This window comes from Arthrobacter sp. NPDC057013, assembly GCF_042674585.1.
GTDB lineage: Bacteria > Actinomycetota > Actinomycetes > Actinomycetales > Micrococcaceae > Arthrobacter.
Genome location: NZ_JBHUSE010000002.1, coordinates 122,213 through 135,511, shown reverse-complemented (window position 1 = coordinate 135,511; position 13,299 = coordinate 122,213). Strand labels below are relative to the sequence as shown.

The 13,299-nt window shown below is 67.8% G+C and carries 8 protein-coding genes; 6 read left to right on the top strand and 2 right to left on the bottom strand.

What is annotated here, in order from left to right; translation table 11 throughout:
- Nucleotides 1-24 precede the first annotated feature (24 nt).
- Both ACFTSA_RS04615 and ACFTSA_RS04610 read right to left on the bottom strand, forming a co-directional pair.
- A complete protein-coding gene (locus tag ACFTSA_RS04615; protein ID WP_377949976.1) occupies nt 25-270 on the bottom strand; it encodes an acyl-CoA carboxylase subunit epsilon in 246 nt (81 codons plus the stop codon).
- The gene (locus ACFTSA_RS04610) at nt 267-1,850 is read right to left on the bottom strand and encodes an acyl-CoA carboxylase subunit beta (RefSeq protein WP_377949974.1); all 1,584 of its coding nucleotides are present in this window, start codon (nt 1,848-1,850) and stop codon (nt 267-269) included. Before ACFTSA_RS04610 ends, ACFTSA_RS04615 begins: the two co-directional genes overlap by 4 nt.
- A 231-nt stretch (nt 1,851-2,081) precedes the next feature.
- On the opposite strand from ACFTSA_RS04610, the gene ACFTSA_RS04605 reads away from it, so the two are divergent.
- From ACFTSA_RS04605 to ACFTSA_RS04580, 6 genes are all read left to right on the top strand, one after another.
- On the top strand, nt 2,082-2,969 hold the full coding sequence (locus ACFTSA_RS04605; protein WP_377949973.1) for an SDR family oxidoreductase: 888 nt from the start codon (nt 2,082-2,084) through the stop codon (nt 2,967-2,969).
- Between the two features lie 60 nt (nt 2,970-3,029).
- The gene (locus tag ACFTSA_RS04600; protein WP_377949971.1) at nt 3,030-4,031 is read left to right on the top strand and encodes a biotin--[acetyl-CoA-carboxylase] ligase; all 1,002 of its coding nucleotides are present in this window, start codon (nt 3,030-3,032) and stop codon (nt 4,029-4,031) included.
- A complete protein-coding gene (locus tag ACFTSA_RS04595; protein WP_377949970.1) occupies nt 4,024-4,623 on the top strand; it encodes a PH domain-containing protein in 600 nt (199 codons plus the stop codon). Before ACFTSA_RS04600 ends, ACFTSA_RS04595 begins: the two co-directional genes overlap by 8 nt.
- A complete protein-coding gene (locus tag ACFTSA_RS04590; protein WP_377949968.1) occupies nt 4,613-5,818 on the top strand; it encodes an adenylate/guanylate cyclase domain-containing protein in 1,206 nt (401 codons plus the stop codon). Before ACFTSA_RS04595 ends, ACFTSA_RS04590 begins: the two co-directional genes overlap by 11 nt.
- 280 nt (nt 5,819-6,098) lie before the next feature.
- On the top strand, nt 6,099-12,203 hold the full coding sequence (locus tag ACFTSA_RS04585; protein WP_377949966.1) for an Ig-like domain-containing protein: 6,105 nt from the start codon (nt 6,099-6,101) through the stop codon (nt 12,201-12,203).
- 79 nt (nt 12,204-12,282) lie between these two features.
- Nucleotides 12,283-13,254, top strand: a complete 972-nt coding sequence (locus ACFTSA_RS04580) for an AAA family ATPase (RefSeq protein ID WP_377949964.1) — start codon at nt 12,283-12,285, stop codon at nt 13,252-13,254.
- Nucleotides 13,255-13,299: the final 45 nt, after the last annotated feature.

Sequence of the window (13,299 nt, the reverse complement as noted above, 5' to 3'; positions counted from 1 at the left end):
AACATTAGGGAGGCGGTGGGGATTTTAGCCCCGGCTCCGCTTCCAGGCGCCTGGACCCGGCGTGGGCTCCAGCCGCAGCTGCTGCCGGCGCATCCACTGCCGGATGCTTGGCTTCTCCGTGCGGGCCGCCGAGGCGGAAGCCATGGAAAGTACGACGGCGGTAAGCGCCGCCAGCTCCTCGGGTGTCGGTTCGCCCTTGGTGACGGAGAACAGGGTCTCGGCCGGCTGGCCGGTTTCGGCCGGTTCGGCCGCCGGATTCCGGGCGGTCACAGCGGGATGTTCCCGTGCTTCTTGGTGGGCAGGCTCGCACGCTTGTCGCGCAGCGCCCGCAGGCCCTTGATGATCTGCAGCCGCGTGTCCGACGGCGCGATGACGGCGTCAACGTAGCCCAGCTCTGCCGCCTGGTACGGGTTGAGCAGCTCTTCCTCGTACTGCCGGATCACGTCGGCGCGCTTGGCCTCGACGTCGCCCCCGGCCTCGGCGACGGCGGCGAGATCGCGCCGGTAAAGGATGTTGACGGCGCCCTGCGCGCCCATCACACCGATCTGGGCGGTGGGCCAGGCGAGGTTCAGGTCGGCCCCGAGCTTCTTGGAACCCATCACGATGTAGGCACCGCCGTAGGCCTTCCGGGTAATCACGGTCAGCTTGGGGACGGTGGCTTCGGCGTAGGCGTACAGGAGCTTGGCGCCGCGGCGGATGATGCCCTGGAATTCCTGGTCCTTGCCCGGGAGGAAGCCCGGAACGTCCACGAGGGTGACGATCGGGATGTTGAACGCGTCGCAGTGGCGGACGAAGCGGGCCGCCTTTTCGGAGGCCGAGATGTCCAGCGTGCCGGCGAACTGGAGCGGCTGGTTGGCCACGATCCCCACGGTGTGGCCTTCGACGCGGCCGTAGCCGATGATCACGTTCGGAGCGTACAGCGACTGCATTTCCAGGAAGTGGGCGTCATCCACGATCTGTTCGATGACCTTGCGCATGTCATAAGGCTGGTTCGCGGAGTCCGGGATCAGGGTGTCCAGGGTGAGGTCGTCCTCGTCGAGCTCCAGTTCCTGCTGGTGCTCCTGTACCGGCGCCTCGGAGAGGTTGTTGGAGGGCAGGAAGTCCAGCAGTTCCCGGACGAACTCGATGGCGTCGGCTTCGTCCGAGGCCAGGTAGGTGGAGGTGCCGGTGGTGGCGTTGTGCTGCCGGGCGCCGCCGAGGGTCTCCATGTCCACGTCCTCGCCGGTGACGGTCTTGATGACGTCCGGGCCGGTGATGAACATGTGGGAGGTCTTGTCCACCATGACCACGTAGTCGGTCAGTGCGGGGGAGTAGGCAGCGCCGCCGGCGCACGGGCCCATGATGAGGGAGATCTGGGGTACAACACCGGAGGCGTGGACGTTGTTGCGGAAGATGTCCGCGAACATGGCCAGCGAGGCGACACCCTCCTGGATCCTGGCTCCGCCGCCGTCGTTGATGCCCACTACGGGGCAGCCGTTGCGGAGGGCGAATTCCTGGACCTTCACGATCTTTTCGCCGTTGACCTGGCTCAGGGAGCCGCCGTAGACGCTGAAGTCCTGGCTGTAGAGCGCCACGAGCCGGCCGTCCACGGTTCCGTAACCGGACACGACGCCGTCGCCGAGCGGCTTCTTCTTCTCCATGCCGAAGGCCGTTGAGCGGTGGACCGCCAGGGCGTCGAACTCCACGAAGGAGCCTTCGTCGACCAGCAGGTCGATGCGCTCGCGGGCGGTGTTCTTGCCCCGCGCATGCTGCTTTTCGATGGCTTCAGGGCCGGAAGGCTGCTCAGCACGGGCCTGGCGGTCGCGGAAATCGGCAATCTTTCCCGCCGTCGTGGTCAGATCGTGGCTCATGAAGTGTCTCCGGCTCTGTAGCTGTTGTGCTGTAGCTGTTCTGCTGTGGCAGCGTAACGGGGGGCGCTGGTTGCCGGCTTAAGTAGCATCCGCACAAATCCAAAGCCCTGATGGCTAGTCTAGTGACGCATATTTCCGGGACCGCTGTAGGGTTCCTACAATTTTCGTCCGTGGCGCCGACGGAACGGCCGATGTTACTCACGAGTAACAAAGTGCGGCTAGAGTGTCCCTATGACTTCGAGCAGCGACGCTTACCCTGTTCCGGCCACCCCCTACCGGGCCACCGGCAGCCTGCGGGGCCGGACCATCCTGATGTCCGGCGGCAGCCGGGGCATCGGCCTGGCCATCGCCCGGCGGGCAGCGCGCGACGGCGCCAACGTGGTGCTGCTCGCCAAGACCGGAGAGCCGCACGCCAGGCTCGAAGGTACCGTCTACAGCGCTGCCGAAGAACTGGAGGCCGCCGGCGGAAGTGCCCTGCCGCTGGTGGGGGACGTCCGGAACGACGACGACGTCGCGGGTGCCGTGGACGCCGCCGTCGGGCGCTTCGGCGGAATCGACATCGTCATCAACAACGCCTCCGCGATCGACCTCTCGCCGACGGACGCCGTGGACATGAAGCGTTACGACCTCATGCAGGACATCAACGTCCGCGGCACCTTCCTGCTCTCCAAGCTGGCCCTGCCCGCACTGCGCAAATCCTCCGGCGGCCACATCCTCACCCTCTCGCCGCCGCTCAACCTCGACCCGAAGTGGGCAGGCTGCCACCTGGCGTACACCATGGCCAAGTACGGCATGAGCCTGACCACGCTGGGCCTGGCCGAGGAGCTCAGGGGCGACGGCATCCGCGTCAACTCGCTGTGGCCGCGGACGCTGATCGACACGGCTGCCATCCGGAACATGGCCGGCGGCGAGTCACTGGCCCGGGCTGCCCGCGGCCCCGAGATCATGGCCGACGCCGCCCATGCCGTGCTCGCCGGGGCGGGGACCAAGGCGGGCCCCTTCGCCACGGGCAACTTCTACACGGACGAGCAGGTTCTGGCGGCCGCCGGCGTCACCGATTTCCGCCCCTACAGCGTGGGGGCCGCCGAAGCCGACCTGGTCCCTGACATCTTCCTGTGAGCCTGCCCTGACCATGGGCTTTCCCGGCCGGGCAGCCCGGCGAGTCGCTAGGATTCAACTATGGATGCCGCACGCCCTGACGATAGCCGTGGACCGCAGGAGAACCTGACCGGAGCGAAGGACGTGCCCGAGCGGCCGGCCCTGGACCGGGAAGCCCTGTCCGAGGCCAACTTCCTCGCCGCCACCGGCATCGCGCAGCTGACGGTTGTGGACACGACCGGGTCCACCAACGCCGATCTCCTGCGGGCCGTGACAGCGGATCCCAAGGCCTGGCCCGACCTGTCAGTCCTGACGGCAGAGCACCAGACGGCCGCCCGGGGCCGCCTCGACCGCGCCTGGGAAGCGCCGGCCCGCAGCTCCGTCCTGGTCTCGCTGGTGCTGCGGCCCGTCAATGCTGACGGCCGCCCCCTGCCCACGCAGACCTACTCCTGGCTGTCCCTCCTGGCCGCCGTCGCGCTGCGCGACGCGCTGGATGAGATGGCCGGAATTCCCGCTGACCTGAAGTGGCCGAACGACGTCCTGGTGCGGGGCGGGAAGATTGCCGGCATCCTCGCCCAGCTCGGCCCCATGGGTGACGGCTCGGTGCCGCCCGTCATCCTGGGCACCGGCCTGAACGTCACGCTCACCGAGGACGAGCTGCCGGTGCCGACTGCCACGTCCGTCCAGCTGCAGGGTGCCGAAACAGTAGACCGCACCGTGCTGTTGAAGGGCTACCTCTCCCGTTTTTGCACGCTGTACCGCAGCTTCTGCAACGCCGACGGCGATGCTACCGCCGGCCTGGCCGGCGGGCCGTCGCTGCACAAGCGCGTCGAAACCGCGATGGTCACCCTGGGGCAGCAGGTCCGCGCCCAGCTTCCCGGCGACCACGAGATCATCGGCCACGCGTCCCGGCTTGACGACTCGGGGTCCCTGCTGGTGGTGGACGCCTCTGCCCATGAGCACGTGGTGACTGCGGGCGACGTCGTCCACCTGCGGCCGTGGTCGCCGCAGGACCCTGGCAAGCACAGCACCGGGACGCACAGCTCTGACAAACAGGGGCCCGGCGAAAGCGGTTATGCGTAAGGAACTCCTCCCGGGCGAGCAGGTCATTGTGGTGACCCGCCCGCAGCCGCGGGTGCTTTTCATCCCGGCGGTGGTTTTTATTGTGGTGCCCGCCCTTGCTGCGTTTGCCAGCGCGTGGATCATCCGCGGCGGCCTGTCCGCGCTGGCCCCCGCGATCACCGGAGAGGGGACGGTTTGGGCAGTGGCCGGCTGCGTGATTGCCGGCCTCTGGATTCTGTTGGGGTACTGCCTGCCGCGGCTGCTGCGGTGGCAGTCCACCCGGTACTTCCTGACCAGCCAGCGGGTCCTGGCGCGCCACGGCATGCTCCGCCGCCGGGACCGGCAGGTTTTCCTGGTCTCAGTGCGTAATGTCACAATCAGCCAGTCGATGCTCCAGCGGATGTTGCGTTCGGGGAATATATCCTTGGATGCCGGGCACCATTTCGGCACCGTGCTGAAGGATGTGCCGGAAGTTGCCACCTTCCACAGGTTCTTGCTGGACGCCCTTGACGAGCTTCCGGACGAGGAACCATTTGGATTGGGTCAGGCGCCGGGTGGGCCCGACCCCCGGTTTCCGCGGGATGTGAGAGAAGGTGGATCAGATGAACGATGAGGATCAGCGCGGCGGCCAGGAGACAGACACGCGGGAGACCGGCACGCACGGGACCGGCACGCATGGGACTGGCACAGACCAGCCCGGTGCGCAGGACAATGGCCACCGGGAGGTAACGGACGCCGTCGTCGAAAATCCGGCCGCCGGCACAATGTCCGCGGAGCGCATTGCGGCCAAAGCCCTCGAATCCAGGCTTCTGGGTGGGGAGCGCAAGCTGCGCCGCCGCGAGGTGGCTGCCGGCGTTGGCCTGTCGCTGCTCTCGGCGCGCAAGCTGTGGCGTGCCCTGGGCTTCCCCAACTGGGGCGACGACGACGTCGCCTTCACGGAACGCGATCAGGCTGCCCTGTCCACGGCGGTGGGCATGGTCCGGGCCGGAATGCTCACCGAGGAAGCCGCCATCTCGGTGACGCGTGCCATCGGACAGATGACCGACCGCATGGTGGTGTGGCAGATCGAGGCCCTGGTTGAGGACATGGTCCATGAACAGGGGCTCACGGACGCCCAGGCCCGCAAGCGCCTGGTCCATGAGCTGCCGGCGCTGGTGGACCCCCTTGAGGAAATGCTTGTCTACTCCTGGCGGCGCCAGCTCAACGCCGCCGTGCAGCGGTTGGCTGTCCGGGCGGAAGCCGGCCTGCAGGCCAGCGAGGAAGGCCGCGAAGGGGACGAGGACGATGCCCCGCTGCCGCTGGCGCGTGCTGTGGGCTTCGCCGACCTGGTTTCCTACACGAGCCTTTCCAGGCGGATGAACGAGAAAACCCTCGCCAAGCTGGTGCAGCGGTTCGAGAACAAGTGCGCCGAGATCATTTCCGTGGGCGGTGGCCGGCTGGTGAAAACCGTGGGCGACGAAGTCCTCTATATCGCCGAGACACCGGCTGCGGGCGCCGAAATCTCCCTCGCCCTGGCGGAGGCTTTCACCCGGGACGAGATCCTGCCCGAGGCACGCGTTGCCATGGTCTGGGGACGCATCCTCTCCCGCCTGGGCGACATCTACGGCCCCACCGTCAACCTTGCCGCGCGCCTCACCACGCTGGCCGATCCGGGTACCGTACTGGTGGACTCGATGACAGCGGCGGCGCTGGACCAGGACGAGCGGTTCGTGCTCATTCCCCAGGCCGTGGAGAACGTCCGGGGATTCGGCGAGATCCAGCCGGTCACCCTTGCGAGGGGACGGGGCAAGGGCCTGGTGCTGGACTGAGGCGGTTGGATTTGCGCTACCGGCCCAAGTCCGGCCGACCGGGCGGGCGTGGGCAGTCCTCCCCATCGCCCGGACGGGGCTGCGCGGGTAGGCTGGCCGGGTAAGCGACGGCCACAGGGCTGTTCTTGGACAAGCCGCCAGCGCCCATGTAATAGTCGAGACTCGAAAATTGTTCCGGCGTCTCTATGGGGGAGTGGCGGAATGTCACCGGCCCGTGAGGAACTTCAGGGGCCAGCAAGCCGCGCTCAGGCGGCTGTGATTTCGGGGGAATAATAACGCTGTGTCAACTTTGTTCGGCAGGCTGGGGCTGAGGAAACGCCGCAACAAGATCGTCACCGGTACTGTCTTTTCCGCTGCCGCCGCTGCGCTGGTGGCCGGTGCCGTGATCTACCCGGGGTTCAAGACCACCGAGGTTGACCTTAACGACGGCGGCGTCTGGGTGGTCAGCAAGGCCCGTAACGCCGTCGGCCGGCTCAATTATCCGTCGCGGGTCCTCGATGGCGCCGTAACCCCGGCCAGCACCACGTTTGACGTCCTGCAGAATGCCGGCAAGGTGTTCGTCGACGACGAATCCGGCTCCACCCTGAACCAGGTGTCAGCCGCCAACATGCGGCTGGGCGGCGACAAGAAGCTTCCCGGCACCGCACAGGTGAGTTTCGGCGCCGACGTCATCTCCGTCACCGACCCGACTGACGGCAGGATGTGGGCCATGTCCCCGTCAACGGTCAACGCCTTCGACGAGGAATCCAGCGAACCTGCCGTGAAGGGTTCCCAAGGCCTGGTGTCCGCTGTCGGCCCGGATGACCGCATCTTTTCCGCGGACCCGAAGTCAGGACAGGTGACCGTGACCACGGTGGACGCCGCGGGGGCACCCACCCACACCGAATCCAGCACGTGGGACGGCCTGAAGGGCTCCGGGGACCTCCAGCTCACCGTCGTCGGGGACCAGCCTGTGGTCCTGGACCCGGCCGCCGGAAAACTGTTCCTGCCGGGCGGCCGCGAGGTGCCGCTGGCCGACGCGCGGGAGGCGGAACTCCAGCAGCCGGGCCCGGCGTCGGACTACGTGGCCGTGGCCACCAGCAAGGCACTCCTCAAGCAGCCGCTGAACGGCTCCGCCGCCAAGACCGTCACCTTCGGCGGCCAGGGGGTGCCGGCGGCGCCGGTGCAGCTGGGCGGCTGCGTCCACGGGGCATGGTCCGGGGCCAACAAGTACGTCCGCGACTGCGCGAACAATGCGGACAACAAAAACGTGGCCGTGCCCAAGGCCAGCGCATCGCCCAGCTACGTGTTCCGCGTCAACCGGGACCTCGTGGTCCTCAACGACGTGAACTCGGGGAACGTGTGGCTGGTGAACCAGAACATGCAGCTGGTCAACAACTGGGACGACGTTGTCCCGCCCAAGAACCAGGCCGACGACCCCGATGAGGAGTCCGCCGACGACAACACCATCAACGTCCTGCCGGACCGCACCAAACCAAACCGTCCCCCCGAAACGAAACCCGACGTCGTCGGCGTCCGTCCGGGGCGCACCACTGTCCTGAGCGTGCTCGACAACGACTCCGACCCCGACGGCGACGTGCTGACCGCGTCGCTCGGTGCGGAAGGCCCGCAGGCCGGCAGCATCGAGAGCATCTACGGCGGGTCCGCCTTCCAGATCACGGTGCCGGCCGACGCCGCGCCGGGGAGCGAGACCTTCGACTACACCGCGGCGGACGGCCGCGGCCTGTCCGCCGGCGGCAAGGTGAGCCTGAACGTCGTCGGAGCGGAGGAGAACCGGCCCCCGGCCTTCAAGCGCGGCGACCCCACCACGCTCCTCGTTGAGCAGGGCAAGACCGTCAGCCAGAACATCCTCACCGATTGGGCCGATCCCGACGGCGACGACCTCGTCCTGATGTCAGCCACCGCCGGCAACGAACAGGACCAGGTCAAGGTCCGCCGCGACGGCCTGCTCACCTACCAGGATTCGGGCGCCTCGGCCGGCAAGAAGAGCGTCACCGTGACCGTCTGGGACGGCCGCGCCACCACCACGGGCAAGGTGGTGGTCAACGTCCAGCCGCCGGGAGCACTCGCTCCCGTGGTCAACGCCGACCACGTCACGGCCGTGGTGGGCCAGGACCTGGTCATCGCACCCTTGAAGAACGACGTCGATCCCAACGGAGGCGCCTTGCGCCTCGCCCAGGTGGAGGCCAGCGGAGCGGCAGAACTGGGCCCGGTCACCGACGGCGGCACCTTCACCTTCCGCAGCCGCACCCCGGGGCCGGTCTACCTGACGTACATTGCGAGCAACGGGCCGCAAAGCAGCCAGGGACTCATCCGGGTGGATGTGGAATCCGGCAAGGACACCGGAAAACCCGTCGCCGTCCACGACGTTGCGCTCCTGCCGGTGGGCGGCAGCGTGCTGCTGGACCCGCTGGCCAACGACTCCGACCCGTCGGGGGGCGTCCTGGTCCTGCAGTCCGTCGCCGTGCCGGAGAACGCCACGGCGTCGGTCAGCGTGATCGACCACAGCGTCCTGCGGATCACCGACATCGCCGGCACCAAGGACCCCTTCCTGTTCCGCTACACGATGTCCAACGGCACGGCGTCCGCCACGGGAAGCGTCTCGGTGGTGCCCGTTCCAGCCCCGGCCGTGGTGGAGGCGCCGCAGCCCAAGCCCGACGAGGTCAACGTCCGCGTCAACGACGTCGTGACCATCCCGGTCCTGGACAACGACACCCATCCACAGGGCGAAAAGCTGACTGTTGACCCGGTCCTGCCGCAGGCTGTTCCGGCGGAGGACGGCAAGAGCTTCGTCTCGGAAAACGCCCTCCGGTTCATCGCCGGCAGCCAGCCCAAGACCGTGCGCGCCATCTACAACGCCGTGGACCCGCAGGGCCAGAAGAGCGCCGCCGCCGTCACCATCCACATCCTGCCGTTGGAAGGCGCCGAAAACTCCCGGCCGCAGCCCAGGAACCTGACCGCCCGCGTGGTGGCCGCCGGCACGGTGCGCATCCCGGTGCCGCTGGATGGCATAGACCCGGACGGTGACTCCGTCCAGCTGACCGGCATCGACAGCACGCCCGGCATGGGCACCGCGACGGCGGGCAGCAACTTCATCGACTTCGTCGCGGCCGGAAACGGCGCGGGAACCGACACGTTCCGCTACAAGGTGGTGGACCGCCAGGGCGCCGTGAACACCGGCACCGTCACCGTGGGCATCGCGCCACGCAGCGACACCAACCAGAAACCCACCCCCGTGGACGACCAGGTCAACGTCCGTCCCGGACGGCAGATCGCCGTCGACGCAGCAGGCAACGACACTGACCCGGACGGCGACCTGATCCGGATCCTCACCGACGGCATCGAAGCCGACGCCGTACTGAAGGCCACGGTCAGCAAGCAAAGCGGCCGCATCCTGCTGCAGGCACCGGCCACCGAGGGCACCGTCAACGTCCGCTACACGGTGGCCGACGAACGCGGAGCCTCCGCGCAGGCAGCCATCCGGATGGCGGTGGACAGCAACGTCCCGCTGCAGGCACCGATCGCCCGGGACGACCGGGTGACCTCCGCGCAAACGCTCGGCAAGACCGCCGTCGACGTCCCCGTTCTCAAGAACGACGAGGACCCTGACGGCGTGGGCGAGAACCTCAAGATCAGCAGCAGCGCTGACACCGCGCGCCCGGGCCCGGACGGCAACATGATCGTCGAGCTGACCGAACAGCCGCAGCTGGTGCCCTACACGGTTGAGGACGTGGACGGTCAGGAGTCGACCGCGATCATCTGGGTGCCGGGCCTCGGCCAGCAGGTTCCCACCCTGGCCAAGGACGAGGTCCTCGACGTGGTCGCTGGCCAGAGTGTGACCGCCGACCTCGCCTACTGGGTCAAGGTGCGGGACGGCCGCACGCCGCGGTTGACCCAGACCGACCGGATCAAGCTCATCGGTGCGGACGGCAGCAACCCGGTGGCCGGCGGCGGAACCGCCGTCAAGTACACGGCGGACAGGGACTACGTGGGGCCCGGGTCCATTACCTTCGAAGTGACGGACGGTACCGGCCCTGACGACGCCGCCGGACTCAAGTCCACTTTGAGCATCCGCACCAAGGTGCTTCCGGACCCCCACCGGAACAACCCGCCCGTTCTGCTCGGCGGCTCGGTGGATGTTCCATTGGGTGACTCCGCCTCGGCAGACCTCGCGAAGCTGACGACGGACCCGGATGGGGACGACGCCGCGAACATGAAGTACGCGATCGCCGGCGCGGTACCCCAGGGCTTCGACGTGGCCATAGAGGGCGCGTCACTCAAGGTCACCGCCAAGGATGGCGCGCAGACAGGCGACGGAGGTGCCGTGCAGGTGACGGCCAAGGACCCGCGCGGCCTTGAATCGACTGCCACGTTCCGGCTCGCCGTCACGGCCACCAACCGGCCCAAGCCCGTGGCCAACGACGACGTGGAGGAAAACGCCGCGGCCGGCAAACCGGCGACCGTCAAGGTGCTGGCCAACGACGCCAACCCGTTCCCGGATACGCCGCTGAAGATCATCGGCGTTGCCACCGAAACCGGCCAGGGCACGGCCGCCATCAGCGGCGATTCGGTGACGGTCACACCGTCGGCCGGATTCTCCGGCACCTTGATTGTGTCCTACACGGTGGGTGACAAGACCGAGGACTCCTCCCGGTACGCCACCGCCCGCATCCGGCTCACGGTCAAGGACGAGCCGCTGGCGCCCACCACGCCGCAGGCACAGAGCGTGGGTGACCGCACCGCGCTACTGAACTGGACGGCCCCCGTTGACCGGGGTTCGCCGATCACGACGTACACGGTGTACGGCGAGGGCGGCTACAAGCAGGACTGCCCGGCCAATTCATGCACCCTGAACAACCTGGTGAACAACACGAAATACCACTTTCAGGTGACCGCGACGAACGAATTCGGCGAGTCCGACCGTTCGCCGGCATCCGCCGAGGTCCGGCCCGACGTCAAGCCCGAGATGCCGCTGGCTCCGTCGCTGAAGTTCGGTGACAAGCAGCTCTCCATTGCCTGGAAGGCACCGGCCAGCAAGGGGTCTCCGATCAGGTCCTATGATCTGGAAATATCACCGGCGCCCAGCGGCCAGAACCCGCAGATCCAGAACCTGACCTCCACAAGCTATGTCTGGAAGGGACTCACCAACGGCGTGGCCTACAAAGTGCGCGTCCTGGCCCGGAATGACGCGAAGGACCCCTCGGAGTGGAGCACCTACTCCGCGGCCGAGGTGCCGGCCGGCGTCCCTGTGACGCCGGCAGCCCCCTCCGCCGCCGGTGCCGGCTCCGTGGGCCCGCAGTCCCAGCTCAACGTCAGCTGGACGGCCCCGGACAACAATGGCGACGCCGTCTCCGCCTACACGCTGACCACCCTCCGGGGCGGATCCGCGGTCAAGACCCAGAAGGTGGCGTCCGGAACCTCGCTGAACGTCACGGTGGACAACTCCGAGGCTGACTACACATTCACGGTCTCCGCCACGAACAAGGCCGGCACGTCCGGGACCAGCGCGCAGTCGGCGCCCGTCCGGGCCGCCGGCAAGCCTGGGACCGTGAGCGGCGGAACCGTAACGGCGCCCGGCAACTCCGGCCAGCTCAAGGTCACCTTCACGCCATTGACGGAGGCGCAGCGGAACGGGTCCCAGGCATCGGAGATCGCCTATCGCTGGTCCACTGCCTACGGATCGGGACCGATCAGCGCCGGCGGCGGCACCATCTACGGCCAGCCCAACGGCAGGAACGTCACGGTCAACATCATCGCCTCCTCCACCAAGAACAACGTTTCCGGTGACGGCAAAGCCATCGGCTCGGCCGTTCCGTACGGTCCGCCCGGCGCGCCGGTGGTGACCGGCGGCACGTCAGGCGTGGGGGACAGCCAGGTCCACTGGACCTGGAGCGCGCCGAACGACAACGGCAGGCCCATCAACCGCTACGAAGTGAACTTTGACGGCCAAGGGTTCAAGTCCGTGGGCCTGGCCCGGCAGTACAACCACGCCGGCGGCGGCTGGGGCCAGCGCCACACGCTGGCGGTCCGCGCCTGCAACGGCACCGACGGAATCAAGGACTGCGGCCAGTCCGACTCCGCGGCCGCCACGTCCGGCGCAGATCCGACGCCCCCGCTGACTGAAGTCAGGGTCAAGCAGTCCGACAACAACAGCTGCCCCGGCAAGCCCGGCGTCCCCGACCGGTACAACGCCGCCACCCGCAGTTGCGGCGGCAGCGACGCCAACTGGGTGTCGTATTCCGACGGCTGGATCCCCACTCCCTGCTGGTCCGAAATCTACAACAACGGAACGCGCTGGTATCTGATGGACGGCGGGCCGCACAGGGGCTGGTACGTCAAGGGCACGACCGTGGACATCCGCGGCCCGGGCGTGGGCCAGTGCTGAAACTGGCTGCGGTGCTGAATTTCGGGCCGCGCCCCGCCGAGAACGAACATGCCTGGAACGACACAGAAGAGGAACAACCATGACAATGACTAGCGAGCAGGCCGACTGGTTTGCAGGGACGTTCGAGAAGCTCGTCGCCAATGTGGGCCAGGCCGTCCTCGGCAAGGCGCACGTCATCCGCCTGACCTTCACCGCGATGCTCGCCGAAGGCCACGTCCTCTTCGAAGACGCCCCCGGCACCGGCAAGACCTCCCTGGCCCGGGCGCTCGCGGCCACAGTACAGGGGTCCAACAGCCGCATCCAGTTCACGCCTGACCTGCTGCCCTCGGACGTCACCGGCGTGACCATCTACGACCAGAAAACCCAGCGGTTCGAATTCCACAAGGGACCGATCTTCAGCAACATCGTCCTCGCCGACGAGATCAACCGGGCCTCGCCCAAGACGCAGTCGGCGCTGCTGGAAGTGATGGAGGAGTCCCGCGTCACCGTGGACGGCACTACCTACGAAGCCGGCCGCCCGTTCATGGTGCTGGCCACCCAGAACCCGATCGAGCAGGCCGGCACGTACCGGCTGCCCGAGGCCCAGCTGGACCGCTTCCTGATCAAGACCTCCATCGGGTACCCGGACCACGCCTCCACCGTGCAACTCCTGGGCGGCACCAACCTCAAGGACCGCTCCCGGGACCTGCGGCCGGTCATCACCACGCAGGCCGTGGCCGACATGGCGGACCTCGCCGCCACGACGCACGTCGACACCGCGGTGCTGGAGTACATCTCCCGGCTTTGCGAGGAAACCCGCAACGCTCCCGAGACCCGCCTGGGTGTATCGGTGCGCGGCGCCCTCGCCATGGTCCGGGCGGCGAAGGTCTGGGCCGCGGGCCAGGGACGCAACTTCGTCCTGCCGGACGACATCAAGGACCTCGCGGCCGTCGTCTGGACCCACCGTTTTGTGATGGACCCCGAGGCTGAGTTCTCCGGGGCGACGGCCGAAGCCGTCCTGGGACGCGTCCTGGCCGATGTTGCAGCGCCGCAGCAGCGCGCCGCGGTCTAGGGTGCGGCTGTCCAAAGTGCAGCGTTTTAAGGTGCGGCTACCCAA

Excerpts from the sequence above, each read along its gene's own strand:
- ACFTSA_RS04610 (WP_377949974.1), bottom strand. The coding sequence starts at position 1,850 with ATGAGCCACGATCTGACCACGACGGCGGGAAAGATTGCCGATTTCCGC.
- ACFTSA_RS04605 (WP_377949973.1), top strand. The coding sequence starts at position 2,082 with ATGACTTCGAGCAGCGACGCTTACCCTGTTCCGGCCACCCCCTACCGG.
- ACFTSA_RS04600 (WP_377949971.1), top strand. The coding sequence starts at position 3,030 with ATGGATGCCGCACGCCCTGACGATAGCCGTGGACCGCAGGAGAACCTG.
- ACFTSA_RS04595 (WP_377949970.1), top strand. The coding sequence starts at position 4,024 with ATGCGTAAGGAACTCCTCCCGGGCGAGCAGGTCATTGTGGTGACCCGC.
- ACFTSA_RS04590 (WP_377949968.1), top strand. The coding sequence starts at position 4,613 with ATGAACGATGAGGATCAGCGCGGCGGCCAGGAGACAGACACGCGGGAG.
- ACFTSA_RS04580 (WP_377949964.1), top strand. The coding sequence starts at position 12,283 with ATGACAATGACTAGCGAGCAGGCCGACTGGTTTGCAGGGACGTTCGAG.